The 26,540-nt window shown below is 65.2% G+C and carries 25 protein-coding genes; 15 read left to right on the top strand and 10 right to left on the bottom strand.

The features are described from left to right. Positions 1-38 precede the first annotated feature (38 nt). From lspA to ACXYMN_RS14515, 4 genes are all read left to right on the top strand, one after another. Positions 39-518, top strand: a complete 480-nt coding sequence (lspA, locus tag ACXYMN_RS14530) for a signal peptidase II (RefSeq protein ID WP_459014434.1) — start codon at positions 39-41, stop codon at positions 516-518. Between the two features lie 50 nt (positions 519-568). Further along, the gene (locus ACXYMN_RS14525; RefSeq protein WP_459014433.1) at positions 569-1,084 is read left to right on the top strand and encodes a DUF3035 domain-containing protein; all 516 of its coding nucleotides are present in this window, start codon (positions 569-571) and stop codon (positions 1,082-1,084) included. Positions 1,085-1,201: 117 nt separating this feature from the next. Beyond that, positions 1,202-2,557, top strand: a complete 1,356-nt coding sequence (locus ACXYMN_RS14520) for a M16 family metallopeptidase (protein WP_459014432.1) — start codon at positions 1,202-1,204, stop codon at positions 2,555-2,557. After that, positions 2,554-3,870 (top strand): M16 family metallopeptidase, encoded by a 1,317-nt coding sequence (locus ACXYMN_RS14515; RefSeq protein ID WP_459014431.1) that lies wholly within the window; start codon positions 2,554-2,556, stop codon positions 3,868-3,870. Before ACXYMN_RS14520 ends, ACXYMN_RS14515 begins: the two co-directional genes overlap by 4 nt. A gap of 149 nt (positions 3,871-4,019) precedes the next feature. Here the strand turns inward: ACXYMN_RS14515 and dapA are convergent, their stop codons facing one another. Then, positions 4,020-4,895, bottom strand: a complete 876-nt coding sequence (dapA, locus tag ACXYMN_RS14510) for a 4-hydroxy-tetrahydrodipicolinate synthase (RefSeq protein ID WP_459014430.1) — start codon at positions 4,893-4,895, stop codon at positions 4,020-4,022. A gap of 149 nt (positions 4,896-5,044) precedes the next feature. Here dapA and ACXYMN_RS14505 point away from each other — a divergent pair, with 149 nt between their 5' ends. Further along, positions 5,045-7,003, top strand: coding sequence for a lytic transglycosylase domain-containing protein (locus ACXYMN_RS14505; protein ID WP_459014465.1), 1,959 nt, complete (start codon positions 5,045-5,047; stop codon positions 7,001-7,003). On the opposite strand, the gene ACXYMN_RS14500 is transcribed toward ACXYMN_RS14505, so the two are convergent. Then, positions 6,977-7,843 (bottom strand): DMT family transporter, encoded by an 867-nt coding sequence (locus ACXYMN_RS14500; protein ID WP_459014429.1) that lies wholly within the window; start codon positions 7,841-7,843, stop codon positions 6,977-6,979. The two genes, ACXYMN_RS14505 and ACXYMN_RS14500, sit on opposite strands and share 27 nt — an antisense overlap. Further along, positions 7,840-8,514, bottom strand: a complete 675-nt coding sequence (mnmD, locus tag ACXYMN_RS14495) for a tRNA (5-methylaminomethyl-2-thiouridine)(34)-methyltransferase MnmD (protein ID WP_459014428.1) — start codon at positions 8,512-8,514, stop codon at positions 7,840-7,842. The genes ACXYMN_RS14500 and mnmD overlap by 4 nt, the downstream gene beginning before the upstream one ends. Before the next feature lie 54 nt (positions 8,515-8,568). On the opposite strand from mnmD, the gene ACXYMN_RS14490 reads away from it, so the two are divergent. Continuing rightward, entirely contained in the window at positions 8,569-9,606 is a 1,038-nt protein-coding gene (locus ACXYMN_RS14490) for an NAD(P)/FAD-dependent oxidoreductase (protein ID WP_459014427.1), read from the top strand. Between the two features lie 154 nt (positions 9,607-9,760). On the opposite strand, the gene ACXYMN_RS14485 is transcribed toward ACXYMN_RS14490, so the two are convergent. Both ACXYMN_RS14485 and ACXYMN_RS14480 read right to left on the bottom strand, forming a co-directional pair. After that, on the bottom strand, positions 9,761-11,530 hold the full coding sequence (locus ACXYMN_RS14485; RefSeq protein ID WP_459014426.1) for a capsule biosynthesis protein: 1,770 nt from the start codon (positions 11,528-11,530) through the stop codon (positions 9,761-9,763). Continuing rightward, positions 11,508-12,167 (bottom strand): ABC transporter ATP-binding protein, encoded by a 660-nt coding sequence (locus tag ACXYMN_RS14480; RefSeq protein ID WP_459014425.1) that lies wholly within the window; start codon positions 12,165-12,167, stop codon positions 11,508-11,510. The genes ACXYMN_RS14485 and ACXYMN_RS14480 overlap by 23 nt, the downstream gene beginning before the upstream one ends. Positions 12,168-12,383: 216 nt before the next feature. Between ACXYMN_RS14480 and ACXYMN_RS14475 the strand changes: the two genes are divergently transcribed. Further along, positions 12,384-13,166 carry an MBL fold metallo-hydrolase gene (locus tag ACXYMN_RS14475; protein WP_459014424.1) on the top strand — a complete coding sequence of 261 codons (783 nt, stop codon included), beginning with the start codon at positions 12,384-12,386 and terminating at the stop codon, positions 13,164-13,166. 107 nt (positions 13,167-13,273) lie between these two features. Here the strand turns inward: ACXYMN_RS14475 and ACXYMN_RS14470 are convergent, their stop codons facing one another. The 3 genes from ACXYMN_RS14470 to ACXYMN_RS14460 are packed head-to-tail and all read right to left on the bottom strand — an operon-like array spanning position 13,274 to position 16,265. After that, positions 13,274-13,915 carry a GntR family transcriptional regulator gene (locus ACXYMN_RS14470; protein ID WP_459014423.1) on the bottom strand — a complete coding sequence of 214 codons (642 nt, stop codon included), beginning with the start codon at positions 13,913-13,915 and terminating at the stop codon, positions 13,274-13,276. Further along, a complete protein-coding gene (gene argE / locus ACXYMN_RS14465) occupies positions 13,912-15,072 on the bottom strand; it encodes an acetylornithine deacetylase (protein WP_459014422.1) in 1,161 nt (386 codons plus the stop codon). Before argE ends, ACXYMN_RS14470 begins: the two co-directional genes overlap by 4 nt. Then, complete coding sequence (locus ACXYMN_RS14460; RefSeq protein ID WP_459014421.1) at positions 15,069-16,265, bottom strand: M24 family metallopeptidase; 1,197 nt, start codon at positions 16,263-16,265, stop codon at positions 15,069-15,071. Before ACXYMN_RS14460 ends, argE begins: the two co-directional genes overlap by 4 nt. 434 nt (positions 16,266-16,699) lie before the next feature. Between ACXYMN_RS14460 and ACXYMN_RS14455 the strand changes: the two genes are divergently transcribed. The 6 genes from ACXYMN_RS14455 (at position 16,700) to ACXYMN_RS14430 (ending at position 23,349) form a co-directional block, all read left to right on the top strand. Further along, complete coding sequence (locus ACXYMN_RS14455) at positions 16,700-17,800, top strand: ABC transporter ATP-binding protein (protein ID WP_459014420.1); 1,101 nt, start codon at positions 16,700-16,702, stop codon at positions 17,798-17,800. 128 nt (positions 17,801-17,928) lie between these two features. Then, entirely contained in the window at positions 17,929-19,032 is a 1,104-nt protein-coding gene (locus tag ACXYMN_RS14450; protein ID WP_459014419.1) for an extracellular solute-binding protein, read from the top strand. Between the two features lie 131 nt (positions 19,033-19,163). Beyond that, entirely contained in the window at positions 19,164-19,451 is a 288-nt protein-coding gene (locus ACXYMN_RS14445) for a DUF1330 domain-containing protein (protein WP_459014418.1), read from the top strand. Positions 19,452-19,511: 60 nt separating this feature from the next. After that, positions 19,512-21,161, top strand: coding sequence for an ABC transporter permease (locus ACXYMN_RS14440; RefSeq protein ID WP_459014464.1), 1,650 nt, complete (start codon positions 19,512-19,514; stop codon positions 21,159-21,161). 3 nt (positions 21,162-21,164) lie between these two features. After that, positions 21,165-22,355, top strand: coding sequence for an ABC transporter permease (locus tag ACXYMN_RS14435; RefSeq protein WP_459014417.1), 1,191 nt, complete (start codon positions 21,165-21,167; stop codon positions 22,353-22,355). Between the two features lie 4 nt (positions 22,356-22,359). Further along, positions 22,360-23,349, top strand: coding sequence for an App1 family protein (locus ACXYMN_RS14430; protein WP_459014416.1), 990 nt, complete (start codon positions 22,360-22,362; stop codon positions 23,347-23,349). A gap of 5 nt (positions 23,350-23,354) precedes the next feature. On the opposite strand, the gene ACXYMN_RS14425 is transcribed toward ACXYMN_RS14430, so the two are convergent. Together ACXYMN_RS14425 and ACXYMN_RS14420 are read right to left on the bottom strand one after the other, a co-directional pair. After that, positions 23,355-24,191, bottom strand: coding sequence for a sulfite exporter TauE/SafE family protein (locus ACXYMN_RS14425; RefSeq protein WP_459014415.1), 837 nt, complete (start codon positions 24,189-24,191; stop codon positions 23,355-23,357). Between the two features lie 113 nt (positions 24,192-24,304). Continuing rightward, positions 24,305-25,174: a branched-chain amino acid aminotransferase gene (locus ACXYMN_RS14420; protein ID WP_459014414.1), complete on the bottom strand. Its 870-nt coding sequence runs from the start codon at positions 25,172-25,174 to the stop codon at positions 24,305-24,307. A 152-nt stretch (positions 25,175-25,326) separates the two neighbouring features. Here ACXYMN_RS14420 and ACXYMN_RS14415 point away from each other — a divergent pair, with 152 nt between their 5' ends. After that, a complete protein-coding gene (locus ACXYMN_RS14415; protein ID WP_459014413.1) occupies positions 25,327-25,839 on the top strand; it encodes a MarR family winged helix-turn-helix transcriptional regulator in 513 nt (170 codons plus the stop codon). Next, entirely contained in the window at positions 25,836-26,537 is a 702-nt protein-coding gene (locus ACXYMN_RS14410) for a response regulator (RefSeq protein ID WP_459014412.1), read from the top strand. The genes ACXYMN_RS14415 and ACXYMN_RS14410 overlap by 4 nt, the downstream gene beginning before the upstream one ends. The last annotated feature ends 3 nt before the right edge of the window (positions 26,538-26,540 follow it).

Here is a 26,540-nt window from a genome sequence, read left to right as displayed (position 1 = left end):
ACAGGCGCGGTGGCGCCAGAGACGGGAAGGCGGGAACAATGCGGCTGATGTGGTCCGTGGCAGCGGTGACGCTGATCCTCGATCAATTGTCGAAATGGTGGGTGGTGCACGTGATGGCGCTGGCCGCGAAGGGGCAGATCGCCGTCTGGCCGCCCTTCGTGCAGTTCCGCATGGCGTGGAACTACGGCATCAATTTCGGGCTGTTCTCGGGGCAGCAGGAGGCCACGCGCTGGGTGCTGGTCGCGGTCGCCACGGGCATCGTGCTGCTGGTGCTGATCTGGCTCAGGCGCGATCCGCCGGGCCGGGCCGGAATGGCGGCCGCGGGTCTTTTGATCGGCGGCGCTGTCGGCAATGTGATCGACCGGCTGCTGTATGGCGCGGTGGCGGATTTCCTCAACCTGTCGTGCTGCGGCATCGACAACCCCTATGCGTTCAACGTGGCCGATATCGCGATCTTTGCGGGTGCCATCGGACTGGTGATCTTTCCCGGTACACGCGAGCGCAAAAAGGCCCCGTGACCTTGCCCGGAACTTGGGCTACTCAGGGGGCAACGAGACGGAGGTGAGCCATGCGCCAAGCGCATTTTGCAATGTTGCTGTCGGTCCTGACGCTTGCCGCGTGCAGCGGCGGCACCCTGCATACGCTCAACAATTCGACCGGGTCGCCGGAAGAATTCAACATCGTCCCGAACCAGCCGCTCGAGCAGCCGCCGACCTTTGCCGAACTGCCTGTCCCGACGCCGGGCGGGGCCAACCGGTCGGATCAGCAGCCCCTGGGGGCGGCGGTCGCGGCGCTGGGCGGCAATGCCGCGGCGCTGGTCCCGGGCGGGCTTCCGGCGGCGGATGCGGCACTGGTGTCGACGGTGGGGCGCTTTGGCCGCAACGCCAACATCCGCGCGATCCTCGCCGAGGAGGATGCGGCCTTCCGCAAGCGCAAGAGCGTGTTCAACTGGCGTCTCGTGCCGGACAACGAATACCAGCGCGCCTATCGGTCGCAGAGCCTCGATGCGTATCTCTGGCTTGACCGGATGCGCCGTCCGGGGAGCAATATCGCCACCCCGTCCGCGCCGCCGCAGGGCCGCTGATCCGGTCGCCCGGCGCGCCGGGCGTCGCTGCCCGCGCCATTACATTTCCGCAAGCTTCGTTGAACTTCGGGGCGTGCGCCGTAGTTTATGGGTCCAGTCATCCGAGGAGACGCAGATATGACACGATTGGCGGCTGCGCTTGCAGCCATTGCGGTCTGGGCCATGCCCGCCGCGGCGCAATCGCTTGACGACCATGTCACCACCTTCACGCTGGACAACGGCATGGAGGTCGTCGTGATCGAGGATCACCGGGCGCCGGTCGTGACCCACATGGTCTGGTACAAGGCAGGCGCCGCCGACGAGGCACCGGGCGTCTCCGGCGTTGCGCATTTCCTGGAGCACTTGCTGTTCAAGGGCACCGAGACGCTGGAGCCGGGCGAGTTTTCCGAAGTGGTCGCGGCCAATGGCGGCAGCGACAATGCCTTCACCAGCTACGACTACACCGGGTATTACCAGCGCGTCGCCGCCGACCGTCTGGCCCTGATGATGGAGATGGAGGCCGACCGCATGGTCAACCTGCAACTCGACGGGCAGGACATCCTGACCGAGCGGGACGTTATCATCGAAGAGCGCAACCAGCGGGTCGAGAACAGCCCCGGCGCGTTGTTTGGGGAGGAGCGGAGCGCGGCGCTTTACCTCAACCACCCCTACGGCATCCCGATCATCGGCTGGAAGCACGAGGCCGAAGCGCTGACACTGGACGACGCGCTGGCCTATTACGAGCGGTACTATGCGCCCAACAACGCGATCCTGGTGGTGGCGGGCGATGTGACGCCGGAGGCGGTGCGCGCCCTGGCCGAGGCGCATTACGGACCGCTGCCCGCCAATCCCGAGCTTGGCCCGAGGATGCGTCCGCAGGAGCCGCCGCAAGCGGCATCGCGCCGCCTGCAATACCGCGATCCGCGCGTCGCGCAGCCTTATGTGATCCGCAGCTATCTTGCCCCGGAACGCGATCCGGGGGCGCAGGAACGGGCGGCGGCGCTGACGCTGCTGTCCGAGGTTCTGGGGGGCGGACAGACGTCGGTCCTGACCCGCGACCTTCAGTTCGAGGAGGAGATCGCTGTCTATACCGGGGCGTTCTATTCCGGCATGACCTATGATGACACCTCCTTCGGGTTGATCGTCGTGCCCAAGGCGGGGGTGTCGCTCGAGGCCGCAGAGGCGGCGATGGATGCGTCGGTCGCGCGCTTCATGCAGGAGGGTGTCGACCCCGAGCAGCTGGATCGGATCAAGTTCCAGCTCAAGGCGCAGCAGATCTACGAGCTTGACAGTGCCGATGCGCTGGGTCGCCGCTATGGCGCGGCTTTGACGTCGGGTCTGACGGTGGCGGATGTGCAGGCATGGCCGGACGTGCTTCAGGCGGTGACCGGAGATGACATCATCGCCGCCGCAAGGGACATCTTCGATGAGAAAAAGTCCGTGACCGGCTGGCTGATGCAGGCCGACGCCGACATGCGGGAGGTGACGCAATGATCCGCTTTGTGCTGACCGGGGTCGCGTGCTGCTGGGCGGTTGCCGCCACCGCGTCCGTCGATATCCAGCAGGTCACGACCCGGGCCGGGCACAGCGCCTGGCTGGTGGAAGAGCCGTCGATCCCCTTCGTGGCGCTGGAACTGCGCTTCAAGGGAGGCGCATCGCTGGACCCCGAAGGCAAGCGCGGGGTGACACATCTGATGACCGGGCTTCTGGAAGAAGGGGCCGGGGATCTGGATGCGCAGGGCTTTGCGGCGGCGTCGGAATCGCTGGCCGCGACGTTCTCCTACAGTTCGGGGGATGATGCGCTGGCGGTCTCGGCACGTTTCCTGACCGAAAATCGTGACGAGGCCATGGCGCTGTTGCGCGAAAGCCTGATCAATCCGCGTTTCGATGACGCGGCAATCGCGCGGGTAAAGGGGCAAATCCTGTCCTCGATCCAGTCCGACAAGACCGACCCGGACGCGATTGCCGGCAAGCGGGCGACCGAGATACTTTATGGCGATCACCCGTATGGCTCTGCCAAGAAAGGCACCGAGGAAAGCCTCGCGGGGCTGACCCGGGACGACATTCTGGCCGCCCGGGATGCGACCCTCGTCACCGAGCGTGTCTATATCGGCGCTGCGGGCGACATCTCGGCTGACGAGCTGTCACAGCTGATCGATGCTTTGCTTGAGGGGCTGCCCGAGACCGGACCGCCGCTGCCGGACGACGTCCGGATCGAGACCGAGGCCGAGACCATCGTGGTGCCGTTTGACACGCCGCAGTCGGTCGCGGTCTTCGGTCATCGCTTTATCCCGCGCGACGATCCGGATTTCTTCGCGGCATTCGTGATCAACCAGATCCTCGGCAGCGGTGGTTTCGAATCGCGTCTGATGGAAGAGGTGCGCGACAAGCGCGGGCTGACCTACGGGGTCTATTCCTACATCGCCAATCGCGACAACTCCGACATGATCATGGGGCGTGTCGCTTCGGCCAACGACCGCATCGCCGAGGCCGTGACGGTGATCCGGGATGAATGGCGGCGCATGGCCGAAGAGGGTGTCAGCCAGGAAGAGCTGGACGCGGCCAAGACCTATCTGACCGGGGCCTATCCGCTGCGGTTCGATGGCAACGGGCCGATCGCCGATATCCTCGTGGGGATGCAGGTGCAGGGGCTGACACCGGACTACATCCTGACCCGCAACGACCGCGTCAACGCGGTGACGGCGGAGGATGTCAAGCGTGTGGCCAAGCGCGTGCTGCTGCCCGACGAATTGCTGTTTGTGGTTGTGGGCCAGCCCGAAGGTCTTGGCGGTGCCGTCACGCAGTAGCGCCCGAACCTGACCGGGTGCGGCAGCAAAAGGCCCCCGACGGGTGACGTCGGGGGCCTTTTCTGCGCGATGATCCGAGGCCCCGGGTCAGGCCCGGGGCAGTTGGCGTCCGCCCGCGGGCAGGGCGCAGGGTCGGCCGGGCAGAAGGCTCAGTTCAGAAGACCGGCAAAGCGCAGACCCTCGTCGACCTTGATCCGCGTCTCCGGGGTCAGCGGGATCAGCGGCGGGCGCACCTCTTCTTCGCACAGGCCCAGCCGGTGCATGGCGTATTTGGCGCCGCAAAGCCCCGGCTCGGTGAAGATCGCGTGATGCAGCGGCATCAGCCGGTCCTGCACCTCGAGCGCGCGCCCGAAATCCCCCGCGAGGCACGCCTCCTGCAATTCGGCGCAGAGTTTCGGCGCGACATTTGCGGTCACCGAAATGCAACCGACCCCGCCCTGCGCGTTGAACCCGTGCGCGGTGGCATCCTCGCCCGAGATCTGCAGGAAGTCCTTGCCGCAGGTGATACGCTGGGCGCAGACCCGGGCCAGATCGGCGGTCGCGTCCTTCACCCCGACGATGCGCGGAAGCTTTGCCAACTCGCCCATGGTCACCGGCGTCATGTCGACCGCAGAGCGACCGGGGATGTTGTAGATCACGATCGGCAGGTTCGTTTCGTCGTGCAGCATCTTGAAATGCGCATAGAGCCCCGCCTGCGTCGGCTTGTTGTAATAGGGCGTGACGACCAGTGCGCCATCGGCCCCCACCGACTCCGCGTGACGGATGAACCGCAGCGCTTCGATGGTGTTGTTCGATCCCGCGCCCGCCATCACCGGCACGCGTCCGGCGGCCTGCCGGACCACGGTTTCGACCACCGCCTCGTGTTCCTGGTGGCTGAGCGTGGGGCTTTCGCCGGTGGTGCCCACGGGGACCAGCCCATGCGTGCCCTGCGCCACGTGCCAGTCGACGAGACGTTTCAGCGTATCGAAATCCACCGCGCCGTCCTTGAACGGCGTGACCAGGGCAACCATTGACCCTTTGAACATGACACGCTCCTTTCGTTTCGATTGCGCCCGACGCCCGGGCGGATTACCTGAGACCCTACGGTGTCCCGCGAATGTGAGTTGCAGGGGCCGCGTCTGGCCATATCCTCAGGGTCGTGTCTATCCATTCTCAGTACGGAAATTGCAAGACGATGCTCAGCCAGTTGCGACTGATCTTTTTTGCCCTGTGGTTCGGCGTCACCGCGGTGACGGTACATGCGCAGGAAGGAAACGCCCTGGCGCGCGGCATGGCGCTAATGCGCGATGGCAACTGGGCCGCCGCGATGATCGAGGCGCGGGGCGACGGGCAGGCCGCGCTGGACGTGATCATGTGGCACTACTTGCGCGACGGGCAGGGCGACGCACGCCAGATCCAGGAATTCGTCGGTCGCAATCCCGACTGGCCCGGCATGGCGTACCTGCGCGAGAAAAGCGAAGAGGCCATCGTCGCGGCCAGCCACGAGGATGTCCGCGCCTTTTTTGACGGCAATCGTCCGCAGACCGGCACCGGCGCGCTGTCGCTGGCGCGCGCGATGCGCGACGCGGGCGATTCCGGCGCGGCGGACGCAGAGGTGGTGTTGGCATGGCGCACGCTGTCAATGTCCGCCGAGGAGCACCAGGCCTTCCTCGCGGCCCATGGCGACCTCTTGCGCCCGCATCACACCGCCCGCCTCGACATGGCGCTGTGGCAGGGCTGGGAGGTCAACGCGCGGCGCATGCTGCCGCTGGTCTCGGACGGGCGGCAGGCGCTGGCGCAGGCGCGGCTGGGTCTGATGAACCAGGTCCCCGGGGTCGATGCGCTGATCGAGGCGGTGCCCGCGGAACTGGCGGACGATCCGGGTCTCGCGCATGCCCGGTTTGCCTGGCGCGCGCGCAAGGGCCGCGATGCGGATGCCATCGAGTTGCTGCTCGAACGGTCAACCTCGGCGCAGGCGCTGGGCGAGCCTTCGTCCTGGGCACGGCAGCGTCTCAACCTCGCGCGCTCGGCCATGCAGGACGGCAGGCACCAAGAGGCCTACAGGATCGCATCGACGCATTTCCTGCTGGGCGGCAGCGATTTCGCGGCGCTTGAGTGGTTGTCGGGCTATCTGGCGCTGCGGTTTCTCGATCAGCCGGACCGCGCGGTACAGCACTTCACCGATTTCCGCGAGGCGGTCTTTACCCCGATCTCGCTGGGGCGCGCGGGCTACTGGCTGGGCCGTGCACTCGAGGCGCAGGGCGATGTGACCGGCGCGGACGGGGCCTATGCCTTCGGCGCGCAATACCAGACCTCGTTCTATGGCCTGCTTGCCGCCGAGCGTGCGGGCCTGCCGCCCGAGCCGCGCCTGGACGGCAACGAGGAATTCCCCGACTGGCGCGATGCCGACTGGGTCGACACCTCGGTTTTCCGTGCGGCCTCCCTGCTGCTCGCCAATGGCGAGGACTGGCTGGCCGAACGCTTTCTGACGCATCTGGCCGAACGGCTCGACCGCGAAGGCGTCGGGCAATTGGGGGCGATGCTGGCCGAGATGGAAAAGCCGAACATTCAGGTCATGCTGGGCAAACGCGCGGCCCAGGCCGGGCTCGAGGTGTTCGGCCCCTACTACCCGCTGCACCCGCTGGCCCGGATCAAGCATCCGGTCCCGACCGAGATGGTCCTGGCCATCGCGCGCCGCGAATCGGAGTTCGATCCGAAGGTCGTGTCGGGCGCGGGCGCGCGCGGCCTGATGCAGCTGATGCCGGGCACCGCGCGCGAGGTGTCGGGCTGGCTCGGTCTGCAATACGGGCTCGAGAAGCTGACCGACGATCCCGAGTTCAACGCAACCCTCGGCGCGGCCTACCTTGCCAACCTGATCAAGACGTTCGACGGCAATGTCGTTATGGTGGCGGCGGGCTACAATGCCGGGCCATCGCGCCCGAGCCGCTGGATGTCCGAACGCGGCGATCCGCGCAAGGGCGAGATGGACGTGATCGACTGGATCGAATTCATTCCGTTTTCAGAGACCCGCAACTACGTGATGCGGGTGGCAGAAAGCCTGCCGATCTACCGCGCGCGCCTCGGTCTCGACCCGCATCCGGTGCCGTTCAGCGAAGAACTGATCGGCTCAACCCTGCTGTCGGGCACGCCATAGGGTAAAGAGCCCGGCGCTGACGATGATCGCGGCACCCAGCGCCACGTTCAGGCGCAGCGTCTCGCCGAAAACGAAGATGCCGAGGGCCGACGCAAAGGGCAGTTGCAGGTAGGCAAAGGGTTGCACGGCGCTTGCCTCGGCGGCCTCGTAGGCCTTGATCAGCGTCCAGTGCGCGAAGGACGCGGTCAGGCATAGCAGTCCCATCCAGCCCCAGTCCGCGGCGGTCATCGGCTCCCATCGCCAGAAGCCGAGGGCGGTGGTCACCACCGCACCCACCACGCCGGTCCAGAAGAACGTCGTTGCGGCACTGTCGCGCCGGGCCACGTAGCGGTTCAGCAAGCCGTACAGCGCGAACATGAAGGCCGCGAGCAACGGGATCGCCGCATAGGGTGAAAACACGCCGCCCGATGGCTGCAGGATGATGATGACCCCGACAAAACCCACCGCGATGGCGAGGGCTCGCCGCCAACCCACGTATTCGCCCAGAACCGGCCCCGACAGCACCGCGATCAAGAGCGGATAACAGGCAAAGACCGCATGGCTTTCCACGAGCCCGAGATAGACGAAGCCCTGAACCATCACCAGCACCTCGACAGCCAGCAGTGCGGCCCTGAACGCCTGCACCCAGGGCTGCCCGGTGCGCGCCGCCGCCCGGATCGAACCCGCCTGCACCCGCGCCAGACCGATGACGAAGGCGGCAAAGAACCAGTAGCGGATCATGATGACCATGTAGGTGTTGTATTGCTCGGCCAGATGCCGGGAAATTCCGTCCTGCATCGCGAAGACGAAGGTGGTGACAACCATCAGCCAGATGCCGCGGGTGGTGTCGTTGCGGGTCATGCGCGGGGCCTGCGGGCGATGGTCATATGGCGCTTGCGGCCATACCCCGGAACGCGCGCGACGTCGAAGCCGCCCACCGCCAGCGCGCGCCGCACGGCACCCGCGGCGGAATAGGTGGCGGCGGTTCCGCCCGGACTGGTATGCGCTGCCACCTGGGCCAAAAGCGAAGCCTCCCACAGTTCAGGGTTCTTGGCCGGGGAAAACCCGTCGAGGAACCAAGCATCGACGGCCCCCTCCCATCGGGGAAGCGTCTGTCGCGCATCTCCGAGGATCAGGGAGAACGCAAGATCCGGCAATGCGAAGGCGGTCTTGCCACTTTGCCAACAGGGGGCCAGGTCGCGGGCGACGTCGGCCAGTACGGGAAACGCTGCCTGCGCCCGGATCATGTCGTCGGCGGAGATCGGAAAAGCCTCGAAGCTGGTGAAGTGCAAGCGTCCCGGGGTACCGCTTTGCCGCCACAGCCACAGCGCGGCCAGCAGGTTCAGGCCGGTGCCGAAGCCCAGTTCGGCGATGTGAAAGCCGTCCCGGTAGCGCGCGGGAAGATCGTTGCCGGCCAGAAACACGTGCCGCGTCTCGGCCAGCCCGTCATCGAGCGAGTAATACGGATCGTCGAAACGGGTCGAGACCGGAACCTGACCGGCACGCCAGTCGAGCAGGGCGTTCTTGTGCATCGGTCTCTGCCTCGGTTACCTGAGCGCGGCGAGATCTGGGGCAAAGGCGCATAGATGGCAAGAGACGTCACCATTATGGGCGCGGGCATATTCGGCCTGTCGGTTGCCTGGTCGTGTCTGCGCCGCGGCGCGCGGGTAAGGGTGATCGACCCTGCCGGTCCGGGGGCCGGATCCTCCGGCGGCATCGTCGGCGCGCTGGCTCCGCATGTGCCCGAGAACTGGAATGCGAAAAAAGCCTTTCAGCTCGAGAGCCTGCTGATGGCCGACGCATACTGGACCGAGGTGCGCGACGCAGGCGGCCTGTCGCCCGGCTATGCCCGGCGCGGACGGCTGCAACCCGTGGCCGATGCCGCCGCGCTCGACATGGCCCGGGCCCGTCAGACAAGCGCCGCGACCCTGTGGCAGGGCCACGCGACATGGCGCGTTGTCGACAGTGCCGGGGCCGGCGCATTCGCACCCGCAAGCCCGACCGGACTGCTGATCCACGACACGCTGAGCGCACGGATCCACCCCGCGCGCGCCTGCGCGGCCCTGGTGGCGGCCTTGCGCGCCCTGGGGGGCGAGGTCCTAAGCCAGGGCGACCCGCAAGGTGCGGTGGTCTGGGCGACCGGCTGGCAGGGGCTCCGCGCCCTCGGCGACGCGACCGGCAAAACCGTGGGCACCGGCATCAAGGGACAGGCGCTGCTGGTCGATTGCGACATGCGCGCCGCACCGCAACTCTTCGCCGACGGGCTTCACATCGTGCCGCATGACGACGGCACCATTGCCATCGGCTCGACCACGGAACGGATCTTCGACGCGCCGGACGCGGTCGATCACCAGGCGGACGCGCTTCTGACGCGCGCCGCCCTTGCGGTTCCGGCGTTGCGGGGCGTGCGCGTCCTGCGCCGCTGGGCAGGGGTGCGCCCGCGCGCCAGAACCCGCGCGCCGATGCTGGGGCACTGGCCCGACCGACCCGGCCATTTCATTGCCAACGGCGGCTTCAAGATCGGATTCGGCATGGCCCCGAAGGTGGGCGAGGTCATGGCCGATCTGGTACTCGGGGGCCGCGACACCATCCCGCCGGGCTTCCGGACCAGCGACAACCTCTGAAGGGTGTCGGTACCCGGATTTTCTGCGGCGCGGCGAAGGCGAAACCTGCGATGCGTATTTTCAAAATGGAAAGACCAAGAAGACGGCGCGCCGCCCCTGCCTTTCCATTTTCGAAATACGCGGCGCGGACCGTGGAGCCCGCGCCGGTGTCAGGTCAGCTTGAAACCTGTTCGCGCAGGATCGATGCGGTGAGCGAGATCATCAGGTAGATGCCCGCGAAGATCAGGAAAGACAGCAGCGTGTTTTCGAAGCTGCGCGGATAGCTCGGGTCTTCCGAGGGCACCGGCAGCACCGAGGTCGTGAGATACCGCGCCTGGCTGTCGGCCTCGCGGCGGGCGCTTTCCAACCGTTCGAGCGCGGATTGCAGCATCATGTCGCGCGTGGCGAGGTCGGCCTGGGCCAGTTGTACCTGGATGGCGATCTCGGCCAGCGAATCCTCGCCGGAGACGGCCGTGGTCATCCGGGTGGTCAGCGTCTCGAGCATGTTGTTGAGACGGCGGATATCGCCCTGCACCCCGTCGACCCGGCTGCGGTTGGGCCGCGCGTTGTCGAGCAGCGCCTGCAGTTGCAGCTCTTTTTCCTGCAACTGAACCTCGATCGTGTTCATCTGGCCGCGCAGCGCGCCGATCTTGGCCTCGGGGTCGAGCAGCGCGTTTTCCTGCTGCAGGCGGACCAGCCGTTCTTGCGCGGCAATGCGGCTTGCCTCGGCATCGATCAGGCCCTGTTCGGCGTCGGTCACCGCGTTTTCGCGCTTGCGCTGGGTCAGGTTGTCGACGCGTTCCTCGGCATAGTCGATGAGCGCATCGGAAAACCGGGTCGCGGTGACCGGATCGGCGGCGCGCACTTCCATCCGGATCACGCCCTCGGTCGGGTCGTATCCGATCTGCACGTTGCGCTTGTAGACCTTGTAGGAATCCTCGATCGAGGCGTCCGGTTCAAGCCGCTGGATCGGGTCGAGCCCGCCTTGCGTGAAGTGCTGCTTGAAGCCCTCGTCGTCGGTCAGGCGCAGCATCGCATCCTTCGAGGACAGGTAGGACTGCACCGCGATCGCGTCCTGGTTGGTGGCGAACTGGGTGCCGGACAACAGCCCGCCCATGCCGCTGCCACCGCCGCCGCCATCGTTCTTGAGGATCAGGAATTCGGACTTCGTCGCATACATCGGCGTCGCGACAACGTAGAAATAATAGCCTGCGATGAAGGTCGGCAGCATCACGAAAAAGGCCAGGCGCGCCAGCAGCAGCACGAACCGGCGACGACGGCGCTTGCCGATCTCGCGCTGCACCCGGGCAACTTCGATGGCGCGGCGTTCGGACGGGTTTGCCGTCTCGGTCGTGGGTACCGCGGCCTTCTTCACCTCGACGGTCTGCGGCAGCCGGACGCCATCGCCGGTCCGCACCGGATCGACGGTGTTGGCCTTGGCGGGAACCTTGGCGTCATCGCCGGTTCCGGGCTCGCCGGTATTGCCGATGACCAGTTCGAGCATGTTGGCGCGCTGGAACGGGTCGATGCCTTTCTTGCGCAGAAGCCGCACGGCATCGAAATCGGATGTCGGTGCAAGCCCGTGTTTCTGAGCCATCCGCCGGGCCATGCGCAACTGGCGCCCGGTCAGGCCTTCCTGACGGATCTTCTGGATGTCGGTCTCTCCGGCCACCTCGCCGGCGCTTGCCACTTCGCCCGAACGGGGCGCGACCCGGGCGGCTTGCGGCTCGGGGCTGGACGCGGCCGGGGGCTCGGCGGGGCGTTCGGGGGCGGGCTGTGGAGCGCGCTGTTGCGGCGCGCCCGCCGCCGGGGGCGTCGGGTCTTTAGAGGTAACGGCAGGCGCGACCGCGGACGCCGGGGACACAGGGTGGGCGGCACCCTCGGCGCGCGCGGCCTGTTCATTCCGGCGGATGCGAAACTTCTTAGCTTTGGGTTTCGTAGTCATAGAGCCGCTTGGCCTCTTCCAGTGTGTCGAACATATGCAGGTGGCCATCCATCAGGACCGCTGCCTTCTGTGCGAATTTTTCAAGGATCTGGGGCTGGTGCGATACGATCACCAGCGTCGAGCGTTGCAGCCGCTCTGCCAGCAGATCGCCTGCCTTCTTGTTGAATTCCACATCGGTCGAGTTCGGCATGCCTTCGTCGATGAGGTACATGTCGAAATCGAGCGCCAGCAACAGCGCGAAACTGAAACGCCCCTTCATGCCCGCCGAATAAGTGCCTAGGGGTTGGTCGAAGTATTCGCCAAGGTTGCAGAGCCACCGGCAGAAGGCCTCGACGTAGTCCGGATCGAGGCTGTAGATCTTGGCGATGAAGCGGGCGTTTTCGCGCGCCGAGATGCGGTTCACGACGCCGCCCATGTAGCCCAGCGGGAAAGACACGCCGCCTTCGCGCCGGATCACGCCTTCGTCCGGCTTCTCAAGCCCGGCCATCATGTTGATCAGCGTTGTCTTGCCGGTGCCGTTCGGGGCCAGAATGCCGATGTTCACACCCCGTTCAACGCGAAACGACGCCTGGTTCAGGATCACCTTGTGGTGCGATCCCGTCCAGAACGACTTGCTGACGCTTTCAAATTCCAACATGGGCGTGCCCTGTCCTGCGTGACCGTCTTGTGGCAACGATCTTTCCAGAGACATAAGGGTCAAATTTGGTCACATTATGACCCGGAATGGAAACAAAACACAATTCCGGTTTCCGATCAGAGGAGCCGCGCGGCAATGACATGCCAGTGATTTGAACCGCGCGGACCGGGCGCTATGTTCCCTGTACCCAAGCACCCAGACCAGAGGACCACGTACATGATCCAGACCCGCCGCACCTTTCTGGTGTCCGCCGCCGCCACCGCCGTCGGCACCACTGTCATGCCCTTCGCGGCGATGGCCGCAGCCCACGCCTCGAACACCTTCGAGACCGCGGCCGGGCCGATCACCGTCCATCCGGTCGCGCATGCGTCCTTCGTGCTCGAGACGCCTGCGGGGGTGATCTATGTCGATACCGTCGGCGACACCGAGTCCTATGCCGAGATGCCTGCCGCCGATCTGGTGCTGATCACGCACGAGCATGGCGATCATTACAATGCCGAAGTGCTGCAGGCCGTCGTTGGCGCGGACACCAAGCTTGTCACAAATCCCGCGGTTTTCGACATGCTGCCCGAAGCGATTGCCGCCAAGGCGACCGCGATGGCCAATGGCGACAGCGGCGAGATGATGGGCGTCGGCATCAGCGCCGTGCCCGCGCACAACACCACCGAAGAGCGGATGAACTTCCACCCGGTGGGCCGCGACAACGGCTATGTCCTCGATTTCGACGGCTTCCGCATCTATATCTCGGGTGACACCGAGGTCACCGACGAGATGCGCGCGCTGGAAAACATCGACGTCGCTTTCGTCTGCATGAACCTGCCCTTCACCATGGCGGCGGAACAGGCGGCGGAGGGCGTCAACGCGTTCCAGCCCAAGGTGGTCTATCCCTACCATTATCGTGGCCGCGACGGCGGCACGCAGGACCCCGAGGCATTCGCGTCGATGGTCGAGGGCGCGGACGTCAGGTTGGGCGACTGGTACCCCGACGGGCTGTCCTGACGCCCTGCCCGAAGAGGATGACACACACGCCCCGGTCGATGGCCGGGGCGTTTTTCGTGGCGGCGGCAACGCGACCGACCGCGCCTGCTGCTCTATTGCTCGGCCGCTCAGCCGCTCAGCCGGTGGTAGGACATCGACACATGCGCCCGACGCACCAGCGCCGCGGCCTGCATGTCGCCGGCTTCGAGCGCGGCCAGCGTTTCCCGCACCTCGGCGGCGAAAATCTCGCATTCCCGCGCGAGATCGAGGGTCGAGATGCGCAGCTGCCAGATCCGGGCCGTACGCTGGTATAGCCGCTCCGAGATCTCGGCCAATGCGTCGTTTGCCGTCAGCGTCAGCCCGAAGGCGAAGAACGCCTGGTTGAGTTCGGCAAAGGCACGGGCATCGGGGGCCGCGCCGAGCGCTTCGGCCCGGGCCAGGAAATCGCGCGCCGCGGAAATCATGCCGCTGGTGACGGGGCGGGGCGACAGGCGACCGGCCAGTTCGGCCAGTTCCTGACGCAGCGCGTAGATATGGGCCAGCTCGCCCGGCTCCACATCCGTGACCAGCGTGCCGACCCCGTGCCGCGTATCGACAAGGCCCTCGTCGGCCAGCCGCGCCAGAACCCGGCGCAGGGGCGTGCGCGACACGCCGAACTCCGCCGCAAGCGCCTCTTCGCCGAGCTTGGTGCCGGGTGGATAATCCAGCAGGCAGATGCGCGCACGCAGCACGTCGTAGAGGGTGCGGTGCCGGGTGTCGGCGTCGCTCATGCGGCCATCTGCGCGCCCAGGCCGCGCAGCATCTCGAGGCACTGGGACATCTGGTCGCGGCTGACGAATTCGTCGGGCTTGTGCGCCTGGGCGATCGAGCCGGGGCCGCAGACCACGACCGACATGCCCATTTCCTGAAACAGGCCGGCCTCGGTGCTGAACGGCACCAGTTCGACCTCGTTCGCCCCTGTCAGCGCGGCAACAAGGTCGCGCGCGGCATTGTCGGACATCGGCTCGAGCCCCGCGACCTCGCCGATCACCTGCGTGACGATATCGGCGTCGGGATGGATGCTGCGCATCGCGGGCAAGAGGTCGCGTTCCACGTAAGCGCCGATCTGGTCCTTGACGAATTGCGCATCGCCGGACTGCACCGGACGCATTTCCCATTCGACGGTGGCGTGACCGGGGATCACGTTATGCGCGTGCCCGCCCGCCAGCTTGCCGATGTTGATCGTCGTCCAGCGCGGATCGAAGCGCGATGTTTCGGGCGCCATGGTCCGCAGCCGGTCGGAAAGCTGCAACAGGCGGGTGACGTAGCGCACCGCGCAGGACACCGCGTTCACCCCCAGATCCGGCGTCGAGCCATGCCCTTCGAGGCCGGTAAAGGTGGTGGTGTATTCGCAGCACCCCTTGTGGCCTTCGATGATGCGCATCTCGGTCGGCTCTCCGATGATGGCGATGGAGGGTTGCACCGCGCGCTTCTTCAGTTCGGGCACCAGCGCCTGCGCGCCCAGGCAGCCGACCTCTTCGTCATGGGTAAAGCAGAAATGCACCGGGCGCTTGAGGTCGCGGGCGGCGAATTCCGGGGCCATGGCGATGGTGGCGGCGATGAACCCCTTCATGTCGCAGGCCCCGCGACCGTAAAGCGCGTCGTTCCACGCGGACATGCGGAAGGGGTCGGTGGTCCAGTTCTGATCGGTGATCGGAACCACGTCGGAATGGCCTGACAGCACCACGCCGCCCGACCGTTCGGGGCCGATGGTGGCAAAGAGGTTGGCCTTGCCGCCCGCGGCGTCCGCATAGACATCGACCCGCGCACCGGCATCTTCCAGCAGATTGGCGATATGGTCGATCAGGGCGCGATTGGGTTCGGACGAGACGGTGGGATGCGCGATCAACCCGGCGAGGATGGTCTCGGTGGTCCACAGCTCGATCATGTCTTCACGAACATCTTGCGGGGGCGGTTGCAGAAGGTTTCGGCGGGTCCGTCCTCGGTGATCAGGATCGACTCGGTGATCTCGAGCCCCCAGTCGGACATCCAGAGGCCCGGCATGAAGTGAAAGGTCATTCCCGGCTCGAGCACGGTCTGGTCCTCTGCACGCAACGAGATCGTCCGCTCGCCCCAGTCCGGCGGATAGGACAGCCCGATCGGATAGCCGCAGCGCGCGCCGCGTTCGATCCCGGCGCTTTCCAGCGGCGCGGCCAGCGCATTGGCGATGTCGCAGGCGCGGTTGCCCGCCCGCGCGACGTCCAGCCCGGCCTCGAGCCCCTCGACAAGGGCCGCCTCGGCGCGTTTGAAGATGTCCGACGGTTCGCCCAGAAAGATCGTGCGGCAGAAGGGCGCATGGTAGCGGCGGTAACAGCCCGAGATTTCGAAGAACGTGGCCTCGCCCTCGACGAAGGGCTGGCCGTCCCATGTCAGGTGCGGTGCGGCGGCGCTGGACCCCGAGGGCAACAGGGGAACGATGGCGGCATAGTCGCCCCAATGGCCGTCGGCCCCGGTCAGCGCGTCGCGATAGACCTCGGCCACGACCTCGTTCTTGGGCACGCCGGGCGCGACCCGTTCGAGCAATCCGTCGACGATCTTCTCCGAGATTCTGGCGGCGCGGCGGATGAAAACCAGTTCCTCGTCGGATTTCACCGCGCGCTGCCAGTTCACCAGCGCCGTGGCATCGATGAGGGTGGCGTTGGGCAGGTCTTGCTGCAGGGTCTGGAAGGCCTTGGCCGAAAAGTAGTAATTGTCCATCTCGACCCCGATGCGCGCCTTCTCGAGACCCATGCCGATCATCCGGCTGGCAAGGTCCTGCATCGGGTGGCGTTCGGTGGACTGGACGTAGTTGTCCGCATAGCCGATCACCCGGTCGTCGCCCATCCAGACGGTGCGGATCGCGCCATTGGTGTCCTGATTGCGCCCCCACCAGATCGGATCGGCGTCGGGAAAGACCAGCAGGCCCTGATGCACGTAGAACGACCATCCGTCATAGGATGACAGCCACGCCATATTGGACGGGTCGGTAACAAACAGCACATCGATACCGGCGCGATCCATGGCGTGACGGGTCTTGTCGAGGCGGCGTGTATATTCCGCCTTGGAAAAAGGCAGGTCCTTGGAGAAACGATGAAAATCCATATCGCGCCTTTCAGGGCAGAAGTGGGGGTCGATCCTTTCCAGTTGACTGAATGTGTACAACCATGACCAATCAAAAACGACATCCGCGCGGAAAATTTCGGAAACGAGAGGCAATTCGCCCTTCTGTGCCTCAGTTCTGTGCGCCGCCGGGTCATAGATGTATACATCAAGGCGCGTTTTTTCCGTTCCAGAGAATCACCTTTGGCGGGCGTGCGGCTTTCATCCGGTGCTGGGCTTGCAGGCGGATTGGCGGTCAGGGGCGCGGTGGCGGGCCAAAAAGCCCGATTTGCGCCGCTTTAACAGTCGAATCGTGTTTTTCAGAGGCGAATTCCCCGTCGGAGAGCCAAGGCAGTTGCAACACGCGCCGCCAAGCTATTTAGTTTGCCCAACCACAGCGGAAGAAATCCGCGACAATAAAACCAGGGAGACGGAATTTGGTGCAAGCGGCCAGTACCGATGCGTTCGTCGCGTTTGAGCGTGTCCAGAAAAGCTACGACGGTGAAACGCTCGTCGTGAAAGACCTCAACCTTTCGCTGCCCAAGGGCGAGTTTCTGACGATGCTCGGGCCCTCCGGGTCGGGCAAGACCACCTGCCTGATGATGCTCGCGGGGTTCGAGACGGCGACCTATGGCGAGATCAAGCTGGGCGGCACGTCGATCAACAACATCCCGCCGCACAAGCGCGGCATCGGCATGGTGTTCCAGAACTACGCTTTGTTCCCGCACATGTCGGTGGCAGAGAACCTGTCTTTTCCGCTCGAAGTGCGCAACATGAGCAAGTCCGACCGCGAGGCCAAGATCACGCGCGCGCTTGACATGGTTCAGATGGGGGCCTTTGCGGGCCGTCGTCCGGCGCAGCTTTCGGGCGGTCAGCAGCAGCGGATCGCACTGGCGCGCGCGCTGGTGTTCGAACCCGAACTGGTGCTGATGGACGAACCGCTCGGCGCGCTCGACAAGCAACTGCGGGAAACCCTGCAATTCGAGATCACCAAGCTGGCGCATGACCTCGGCATCACCGTGGTCTACGTGACCCACGACCAGACCGAGGCGCTGACCATGTCGGACCGCGTGGCGGTGTTCGAGGACGGGCGCATCCAGCAGCTGGCCCCGCCCGACGAGCTGTACGAGAAGCCGCAGAACAGCTTCGTTGCGCAGTTCATCGGCGAGAACAACACGCTCGAGGGCGTGGTCGAGGAGATCTCGGGCGATACCTGCGTGGTCAAGCTGGACTCCGGCGACATCATCGATGCGTTGCCGGTGAACGTGTCCAGGAAGGGCGAGCGGACCAAGGTCTCGATCCGCCCCGAACGGGTCGAGTTCAACAAGGACCGGCTCAAGGAAGACGCGCATCTGCTCAAGGCGAAGGTCAAGGAATTCGTCTATATGGGCGACATCTTCCGGACGCGCCTGTCGGTCGCCGGCAACGAGGATTTCGTCATCAAGAGCCGGAACGCGCCCGACCAGCGGCGCCTGCGGCCCGGTGAGGAAATCGAGATCGGCTGGCTGCCAGAGGATTGCCGCGCGCTTGACGCGTAGCATGAAAAAATACCCTGCGTGGTGCCCCCAAGGGCGACCGCGCGGGGGTGCAATGAGGGCCATGCCGGTCCAACCCGTGACCCGGGCCCCTCCGACACCAAAAAACGGGAACCACTAGGGAGCTACAAATGAAATCCACCAAGATACTTCTTGCGACAACTGCATTGACCGTGGGCGGCGTTGCTGCGTTCGCCGCCGAACATGGCAACATGGCCGACAGCATGACTCTGGTCAGCTGGGGCGGTGCCTACCAGAGCAGCCAGCAGCAAGCCTATGTCGAGCCTTACCAGGCGATGAACGAAGGCGTGTCGATCAGCTGGGACGAAAGCTCGGCCGAAGCGGTCGCCAAGCTGCGCGCGATGAACGAAGCGGGCAACGTGACCTGGGACCTCGTCGACGTCGTTGCCGCCGATGCCATCCGTCTGTGCGACGAAGGCCTGGCGATGGAGATCGACCATGACGACGTGCTTGCCGCGGCCCCCGACGGCACCGATGCGTCGGACGATTTCGGCGACCTGATCGTGTCTGACTGCTACATCCCGCAGATCGTCTATTCGACCACCTTCGGCTACCGCACCGACATGGTGCCCGATGGCGTCGAACCCCCGAGCAAGATCTGCGACGTGTTCGACCTGGAAAAGTATCCCGGCAAGCGCGCGCTCGAGAAGCGTCCGATCAACAACGTCGAGTGGGCGTTGCTTTGTGACGGTGTTGCCAAGGAAGACGTCTACGACGTTCTGGAAACCGACGAAGGCCAGGACCGGGCGCTCGCCAAGCTGGACACCATCAAGGATCAGGTGATCTGGTGGTCGGCCGGTGCGGACACGCCGCAGCTTCTGGCCGATGGCGAAATCTTCATGGGCTCGACCTACAATGGCCGTCTCTTTTCGGTCATCGAAGAGCAGGACCAGCCCGTCGGCATGATGTGGGACGCTCAGGTGTTCGACCTTGACGGCTGGATCGTTCCCGCCGACCTGCCCGACGATCGTCTGGCGCGTGTCATGGACTTCCTGAAATTCGCCACCGACACGCAGCGTCTCGCGGATCAGGCCAAGTACATCTCCTACGGTCCGGCGCGTGCGTCCTCGGCTCCGCTGGTGCCCGATGACATGAAGCCGCACATGCCGACCGATCCGGCCAACGCGGCGAACACGTTCCTCTACAACTACGAGTTCTGGGCCGACTATCGCGACGACATCGACGCGAAGTTCCAGTCCTGGCTCGCCCAGTGATCTGAGGTTCGGGCGCGGTCGGGGTCGTCTCCGGTCGCGCCCGGCAAACCTGAATCGGGCGGTGCGCTGCCCGGTTTCCAAGCAATAAGAAACGCGGTGCAAATGCCGCGACAGGGATGGATGGGGGCCGAATGCCCAAAGGTTACATCATCGCGCATATCACGGTGAACGACCCGGACGCCTACCGGGAATACGTCGAGCGCGACACGCCGATCCTGACGGGTCACGGCGGACGGTTCCTTGTCCGCGGCGGCACCAGCGAGATCGTCGAGGGCAACGCCGAGTCCCGGCATGTTGTGGTCGAGTTCGATTCCTATGACGCCGCCCGGACCGCCTATAACGACCCCGCCTATCAGGAGGTCGCCGAGATTCGTCGGCGTACCGCCACCAGCACGATCATCCTCGCAGAGGGGGCCTGAACCATGAGCGATTCCAGCACCGATCTCGGCAAGGTCGCGGGGCCGACCCCCGACGACGGCATGCGCGCCGCCGATACCGCCGACCGGAATGACGGACCGATGCTTGCCGCCGACGGCACGCCGCTGAAGAAGTCGCTGTCGCGATCCCTGCGGATCCAGAAGGTCCGCGCGCTGCTGCTGGTGGCGCCGCTTCTGCTGTTCGTCGTGATCACCTTCATCGCGCCCATCGGCGACATGCTGTTCCGCTCGGTCGAGAACCAGATCGTTTCGGACACGCTGCCGCGCACCGCGGCGCGGATCGGCGACTGGGATGCCACCTCTGGCGCGGCACCGGACGAAGCGACCTTCGAGGCCCTGTTCTACGACCTTTTCATTGCCGAGACCCGCAAGGAGCATACCCGCCTCGGTTCTCGTCTGAACTACGAGCAGACCGGCATGTCGTCGCTGTTCCGGCAGACCGGTCGCAAGCTGGACGACATCTCGGATGTCTATTTCGACCAGTTCGACGATCTGGACCCGGCATGGGACGAGGCACGGCCCTGGGCCGAGCTGATGGGCGACCCCGACTGGATCGCCAAGCAGGAGGCCTTCGACGCCGCCGGGGAAGATGGCCGCATGCCACGCTTCGAGCTGCGCGACGACATCATCGACCTGCTGCCCCGCACCGCGGCCACCTACGAAACCTTCGCCCGGTTCACCCAGACCGAGGACGAGGACAGCCCGCTTCAGGAAGAGCCGTTCGGCCTTGTTCACACGGCGCTTTATGCCGACCTGATGGAGGCCGACGTCGCCGCCTACACCGGACCGCAGGCCGCGCTGCTCAAGGCGGCGGATGCGGCGGTGGGCGACTTCGAAACCGTCACCTTCAAGGACGGCATGATCGCCATCGACGAGGACTGGGGTTCGCCAGAGGTCTGGACCACGCTTCAGATGTATTCGCCGAACTACACATCGGGGTATTTCCTGAACGCGGTCGACATGCAGAAGACCGCCGATGGTCCCGCGCTGCGCGATGCGGACGAACGGATCTACGGGCTGTTGTTCAAGCGCACGCTGTTCATGTCGCTGGTCATCACCTGCAGCTGTATCCTGCTGGCCTATCCGGTGTCCTACCTGCTGTCGAACCTGCCTGCCCGCACCGCGAACCTGTTGATGATCCTCGTGCTGCTGCCGTTCTGGACCTCGCTGCTGGTGCGGACATCGGCCTGGAAGGTGATGTTGCAGCAACAGGGGGTGATCAACGATGTGTTGGTCTGGCTGGGCATCGTCGCAGACGACAGTCGACTGGTGATGATCAACAACCAGTTCGGCACCATCGTGGCGATGACGCATATCCTGCTGCCGTTCATGATCCTGCCGATGTATTCGGTGATGTCGACGATCCCGCCGACCTATGTGCGCGCGGCAAAATCGCTGGGCGCGACCAACTGGACGGCGTTTTGGCGGGTCTATTTCCCGCAATCGGTGCCGGGCATCGGCGCGGGCTCGATCCTCGTTTTCATCCTGTCCATCGGTTACTACATCACGCCGGAAATCGTCGGCGGCACCACCGGTACCTTCATCTCGAACCGGATCGCCTATCACATCTCGTCCTCGCTGAACTGGGGTCTGGCGGCGGCACTGGGCACGATCCTTCTGGTCGTCGTCCTGCTGCTTTACTGGGCCTATGACCGGATCGTGGGCATCGACAACGTCAAGCTGGGAGGCTGAGCCATGAGTGACCTGGTCCTGACCGAAACGAAGACCCAGCCGCTGGGGTTCACTGCCGGGGTTGTCGGGGCGGCGGGGGCGTTCTTCGGCCTCTTCGTCGGCACCGCGCAAGGGTCCGGCCTGCTTGGCATCGTGCTTGGCGCACTGATCTGCGCGGCGCTTGCCGTTGCGGCCATGAAGTTCGTCGGCACCGAAATGGAACGCCAGTTCAAGTGGGGTCTCACCGGCATCTTCGCCATCGTGGGTTTTGTCTTTGGCCAGCTTCCCGGGCTGATCGTGCTGGCCCTGTTCGGCTGGTTCCTGGGCTGGTTCATCTACTGGATCGGGCAGCGACGCTACCGCCAGAAGCTGGTGCCCTACCTGACCGCCGGGCAGGTGCTCTGGCATTACACGTTCCGGGTGATCTGCGGCGCGATCCTGGTGTTCCTGATCACCCCGATCATCGTGGTGATGCCGCTGTCGTTCAATGCCGAGGACTTCTTCACCTTCACGCCGGAAATGATGCGTCTCGATCCTGCGGGCTACAGCCTCAAGCACTACCGCGACTTCCTGACCAACCCCGAATGGACGGGCGCTGTCTGGAACTCGGTGCGCATCGCGCCGGTGGCCACGCTGATCTCGGTCACGCTGGGCACCCTGGCGGCCATTGGGCTTAGCCAGAGCCACGTGCCCGGACGCCAGTGGATCATGGCGATCCTGATCTCACCGATGATCGTGCCGCTGATCATCTCGGCCACGGGGATGTATTTCTTCTATTCGAAGATCGGCATTGTCGGCACCTACTGGGGCGTCGTGCTGGCGCATGCCGTGCTGGGCATTCCCTTCGTGATCATCACCGTGACCGCAACTCTGGTGGGGTTCGACAAGTCGCTGGTGCGGGCGTCGGCGAACCTTGGGGCGAACCCGGTCCGGACCTTCTTCAAGGTGCAGATGCCGCTGATCCTGCCGGGCGTGATCTCGGGGGGGCTCTTTGCCTTCATCACCTCGTTTGACGAGGTTGTCGTGGTGATCTTCATCGGCTCGGCCGAATTGCAGACGCTGCCGTGGCAGATGTTCACCGGCCTGCGCGAACAGATCTCGCCGACGATCCTGGCGGCCGCGACGATCCTCGTGGGGATCTCGATCTGCCTCCTGGCGACGGTCGAGGTGCTGCGGCGCCGGTCCGAACGCCTTCGGGGCCTGAGCCCGAGCTGACGCGATGGTCAAGCGACGGCTCGCACGGGTCCTTCACCCCGCCGAACGTCTGCTCGACCGGTTTCGGCCCGCGCGGCGGACCGACAACCTGGTGATCGACTCCTATCTTGGCTATGCCACGCCTTCGGAAATCATTTTCCGGGGGCGTGTGCTGACCGCGCTGCGCCGCACCGCCCCGTCGCCCGAGGGCAACTGGTGGACGAACCTGCGCCAGATGGTGTCGCTGTTCCTGACCTCAGAAGTGGCCAGCGTCGAGGTCAAGGCAGGCGAGGTGTCGGCGATCACCGACGAAGAGGGCTATTTCCACCTGCATCTGCCCCGCAATGACGCGCCCCCCGGCTGGGCCGTCTGCGACGTGACGCTGGACGGCGAGGGCAAGCAGCTCGAGGCGTTGGTGGTCGGGCCCGACGCGCCGTTCGGCGTGATTTCGGACATCGACGACACGGTGCTCGAGACCGGGGCCTATTCGCTGGCGCGCAATCTCTGGACGTCGCTGACCGGCAACGCGCTGACGCGGCATGTATTCCCCGATGCGGTGGCGCTGATGCGGCAGTTCGAGGCAGCGGGCGCGCCGGTGTTCTTCGTCTCATCCTCGCCGTGGAATCTGCATCACTTCCTCGTCCGCATCCTGACGCGTCACGACATGCCCAAGGCACCGATCTTCCTGCGCGATCTGGGCCTCTCGCGGACGCAGTTCATTTCGGGCACCCATGGCGACCACAAGGGCAGTTCCATCGACGCCATCCTGTCGGCGCATCCCGGGCTGCCCTTCGTCCTGATCGGCGACACCGGGCAACACGACCCCCCGGTCTATCTGGCGGTGGCCAGGCGGCATCCGGGCCGGATCGTGCGGGCGATCTTCCGCGAGCCGGGCAAGGGCGCGGATGCCAAGGATCGCTCTGCCATGGAAGACCTGCGCGCGCTGGGCGTCGAGGTTGAGAGCGGACGCGATTATTCCGCCATACGGGCGGGCCTGCACAGTCGCCCCGAGTAGCGCTGTCAGGCTGCGCCCGAGAACAGGTCCATCCCCATGCGCACCGCCGTCACCAGCAGGAAGAACCCGAAGGCCAGCCGCAACGCGCGGCGCGGGATGGCATGGGCGATGGCGACGCCGACGCGGGCAAAGCTCGTCGACAGCGGTATGATCACGATGGCCAGCATCACGTTCACATAGCCGAGCGAGAAGGGCGGCAAACCCTCGACGCCCCAGCCGGTGATCACGTAGATGATCGCGGCGGGCAGGCCGATGATGAAGCCGATCGCCGCCGAGGTGCCCACGGCCTTGCGGATATCGTAGCCGAGAAAGCTCAGCAGCGGCACGCAAACGGTACCGCCGCCGATCCCCATCATCGCCGAGACAGCCCCGGCGAACACCCCGAACAGCGCCCAGACCGGCTTTGAAAAGCTGCGCGGGCTGGGGGCGGCCTGGGGACTGCGAAAGATCATGTCGCCGGCGACCAACAGTGCCACGACCGCAAAGACCGCAATCAGCACGTAGCCCGACACCACACCCCCGAGAATGCCGCCGATCACCACGCCCACCAGGATCGCCGGGGCCCAGAGCTTCAGCACGTCGAAGTCGATGCTTTGCTTCTTGTAATGGCCCCAGCCCGACGACACCGATGTGAACACGATGGTCGACAGCGACGTGCCGACCGCCACCTGCATGATCAGCGCGGGCTCCATCCCGGTCAGGGACAGCGCCAGGTAAAGCGCCGGGACGATCACGATACCGCCGCCAACCCCCAGCAGACCGGCGAGCGTTCCGCCAAGGATGCCTGCCCCCGCAGCCACCGCCGCAAGCGTCAGCAGGGTCGATGTGTCGAGACCGTCCATCGGGTGCTCCTCAATTCAGAACCGATGCGGTTCGGGTTAGACCGCCTGTCCGCAAAAGGAAACGCCCGGCGTCGACAACACCGGGCGCGGAGATGCGACAGTGCAGCAAAGCCTCAGGCGCGGACCAGGTCCTCGTAGCCCTGTGCTACGTCGCGGGTCAGCGCGCCGACCTCGAAATTGTAGTCCGCGATCTGCCCCACGGGGGTCACTTCGGCGGCGGTGCCGGTCAGCCAGCACTGCTCGAAGCCCTCAAGCTCTTCGGGCATGATGACCCGCTCGTGCACCTTGATCTGGCGGTCGTTCAGCATGCCGATCACGGTCTGGCGGGTCAGTCCGTTGAGGAAGCAATCGGGTTTGGGGGTGTGGACCTCGCCGTCCTTGACGAAGAAGATGTTGGCCCCCGTCGCCTCTGCCACATAGCCGCGGTAATCCATGAACAGCGCGTCGGAACAGCCCTTGGCCTCGGCGGCGTGTTTCGAGGTGGTGCAGATCATGTAGAGACCGGCGGCCTTGGCATGCACCGGGATCGTCTCGGGCGAGGGGCGCTTCCACTTGGAAATGTCGAGTTTGGCGCCCTTCATCTTGGCATCGCCGTAATAGCTGCCCCATTCCCAGGCGGCGATGGCCAGCCGAACGGGGTTTCGCTTGGAGGCGACCCCCATGTCTTCGCCGGCCCCGCGCCAGGCAACCGCGCGGATATAGGCATCGGTAAAGCCGTTCGCCGCAAGCACCTGCATCTTGGCCGCCTCGATCTCGTCAACGGTATAGGGGATCTCGAAGTCGAGTTCGCCCGCCGAGAAGTGCAGGCGCTCGGAATGCTTGCGCGACAGGAAGATCTTGCCGTTATAGGCGCGCTCGCCCTCGAACACCGAACTGGCGTAATGCAGGGCGTGGGTCAGCACATGGATGTTGGCCGACCGCCAGTCGACCAGTTGGCCATCCATCCAGATTTTTCCGTCGCGGTCATCGTAAGATCCGGCCATCGCGTCCACTCCCTAGCGCATATTTCCACATGTTGCGTGAAAAACGTCCGATCCGGACATAATATTTCACAAAAACTGTGAATCGCTATCATTGCAGTGTTGGAATGTCAACAAGGCTGACTTAAACTGACCGGCAAATGAGGGGGGCTGGCATGGCAGAGGCAGAGCGCGGCGCATCCATCGGGGGCGAGACACTTCTTTTCCTCACCGATGAGCAACTGCGGCAGGGCATCGAGGCGATGTTCTTTGCCTATCGCGGCTTCACGGCCGATCCCGACCGTATCCTGTCGGACCACGCCTATGGGCGGGCTCACCACCGGGCGTTGCATTTCATCAACGGCGCGCCCGGCACGACGGTCAACAACCTGCTGTCGATCCTCGGGGTCACCAAGCAATCTCTGAACCGTGTCTTGCGCACGCTGATTGGTGACGGTCTGGTGGAAAGCAGGATCGGGCGGTCCGACAAGCGCGAGCGTCATCTCTATCTGACCGACAAGGGAAGCGCGCTGGAACGCGCGCTGTCGGATGCCCAGCGGGCGCGGATGCGGCGCGCCTACCGCGATGCCGGGCCGGACGCGGTGGCGGGGTTCAAGCGCGTGCTCGAGGCGATGATGGACCCCGAGTTGCAGCGCCAGTATGCCGCGCTGAGGGAGGGACGGGGATGAGTGATCCGGACGCACATCTGCTGATTGTCGACGACGACGAACGCATTCGCGGCCTGTTGCAGAAATTCCTGATGCGGCACGGGTTTCTGGTCAGCGCGGCGCGGGACGCGGGCCATGCCCGCCGCATCCTGACCGGGCTCGAATTCGATCTGCTGGTGCTGGACGTGATGATGCCGGGCGAGGACGGGGTCAGCCTGACGCGGTTCATCCGCGAAAATTCGGCGACGCCGATCCTGCTGCTGACCGCACGGGCCGAAACCGAGGACCGCATCGCCGGGCTCGAGGCGGGGGCGGACGACTATCTTGCCAAGCCGTTCGAGCCCAAGGAGTTGCTGCTCAGGATCAACGCCATCCTGCGCCGCATGCCCGAGGTCGAACCCGAGACCGCGCAGCCCAAGGTCATCACGCTGGGGCCGATCCGCTACGATGTCGAGCGCGGCGAGATGTGGCGCGGCGCGGAGCCGGTGCGGCTGACCGCGACCGAGGCGCAGTTGATGCGGATCTTCTCGAAAGCGCCCGGCATGGCGCTGTCGCGGTCGCAACTGGTCGAGGATCTGGGCCGCGACAAGGACCAGGCGCAGGAACGCGCGGTCGATGTCCAGATCACGCGGCTTCGTCGCAAACTCGAGGCCAATCCGAAAGAGCCGCGCTATCTGCAGACCGTGCGGGGCGCGGGATACATGCTGTCGCCCGATTGAGGG

The sequence above is a fragment of the Roseivivax sp. CAU 1753 genome (genome assembly GCF_054482575.1).
Note: the sequence above shows the minus strand (reverse complement) of the source record. Positions and strands in the feature narration are given on the sequence as shown.

Coding starts and splice junctions, on each gene's coding strand:
- lspA (WP_459014434.1), top strand. CDS start 39: ATGCGGCTGATGTGGTCCGTGGCAGCGGTGACGCTGATCCTCGATCAA.
- ACXYMN_RS14525 (WP_459014433.1), top strand. CDS start 569: ATGCGCCAAGCGCATTTTGCAATGTTGCTGTCGGTCCTGACGCTTGCC.
- ACXYMN_RS14520 (WP_459014432.1), top strand. CDS start 1,202: ATGACACGATTGGCGGCTGCGCTTGCAGCCATTGCGGTCTGGGCCATG.
- ACXYMN_RS14515 (WP_459014431.1), top strand. CDS start 2,554: ATGATCCGCTTTGTGCTGACCGGGGTCGCGTGCTGCTGGGCGGTTGCC.
- dapA (WP_459014430.1), bottom strand. CDS start 4,895: ATGTTCAAAGGGTCAATGGTTGCCCTGGTCACGCCGTTCAAGGACGGC.
- ACXYMN_RS14505 (WP_459014465.1), top strand. CDS start 5,045: ATGCTCAGCCAGTTGCGACTGATCTTTTTTGCCCTGTGGTTCGGCGTC.
- ACXYMN_RS14500 (WP_459014429.1), bottom strand. CDS start 7,843: ATGACCCGCAACGACACCACCCGCGGCATCTGGCTGATGGTTGTCACC.
- mnmD (WP_459014428.1), bottom strand. CDS start 8,514: ATGCACAAGAACGCCCTGCTCGACTGGCGTGCCGGTCAGGTTCCGGTC.
- ACXYMN_RS14490 (WP_459014427.1), top strand. CDS start 8,569: ATGGCAAGAGACGTCACCATTATGGGCGCGGGCATATTCGGCCTGTCG.
- ACXYMN_RS14485 (WP_459014426.1), bottom strand. CDS start 11,530: ATGACTACGAAACCCAAAGCTAAGAAGTTTCGCATCCGCCGGAATGAA.
- ACXYMN_RS14480 (WP_459014425.1), bottom strand. CDS start 12,167: ATGTTGGAATTTGAAAGCGTCAGCAAGTCGTTCTGGACGGGATCGCAC.
- ACXYMN_RS14475 (WP_459014424.1), top strand. CDS start 12,384: ATGATCCAGACCCGCCGCACCTTTCTGGTGTCCGCCGCCGCCACCGCC.
- ACXYMN_RS14470 (WP_459014423.1), bottom strand. CDS start 13,915: ATGAGCGACGCCGACACCCGGCACCGCACCCTCTACGACGTGCTGCGT.
- argE (WP_459014422.1), bottom strand. CDS start 15,072: ATGATCGAGCTGTGGACCACCGAGACCATCCTCGCCGGGTTGATCGCG.
- ACXYMN_RS14460 (WP_459014421.1), bottom strand. CDS start 16,265: ATGGATTTTCATCGTTTCTCCAAGGACCTGCCTTTTTCCAAGGCGGAA.
- ACXYMN_RS14450 (WP_459014419.1), top strand. CDS start 17,929: ATGAAATCCACCAAGATACTTCTTGCGACAACTGCATTGACCGTGGGC.
- ACXYMN_RS14445 (WP_459014418.1), top strand. CDS start 19,164: ATGCCCAAAGGTTACATCATCGCGCATATCACGGTGAACGACCCGGAC.
- ACXYMN_RS14440 (WP_459014464.1), top strand. CDS start 19,512: ATGCGCGCCGCCGATACCGCCGACCGGAATGACGGACCGATGCTTGCC.
- ACXYMN_RS14435 (WP_459014417.1), top strand. CDS start 21,165: ATGAGTGACCTGGTCCTGACCGAAACGAAGACCCAGCCGCTGGGGTTC.
- ACXYMN_RS14430 (WP_459014416.1), top strand. CDS start 22,360: ATGGTCAAGCGACGGCTCGCACGGGTCCTTCACCCCGCCGAACGTCTG.
- ACXYMN_RS14425 (WP_459014415.1), bottom strand. CDS start 24,191: ATGGACGGTCTCGACACATCGACCCTGCTGACGCTTGCGGCGGTGGCT.
- ACXYMN_RS14420 (WP_459014414.1), bottom strand. CDS start 25,174: ATGGCCGGATCTTACGATGACCGCGACGGAAAAATCTGGATGGATGGC.
- ACXYMN_RS14415 (WP_459014413.1), top strand. CDS start 25,327: ATGGCAGAGGCAGAGCGCGGCGCATCCATCGGGGGCGAGACACTTCTT.
- ACXYMN_RS14410 (WP_459014412.1), top strand. CDS start 25,836: ATGAGTGATCCGGACGCACATCTGCTGATTGTCGACGACGACGAACGC.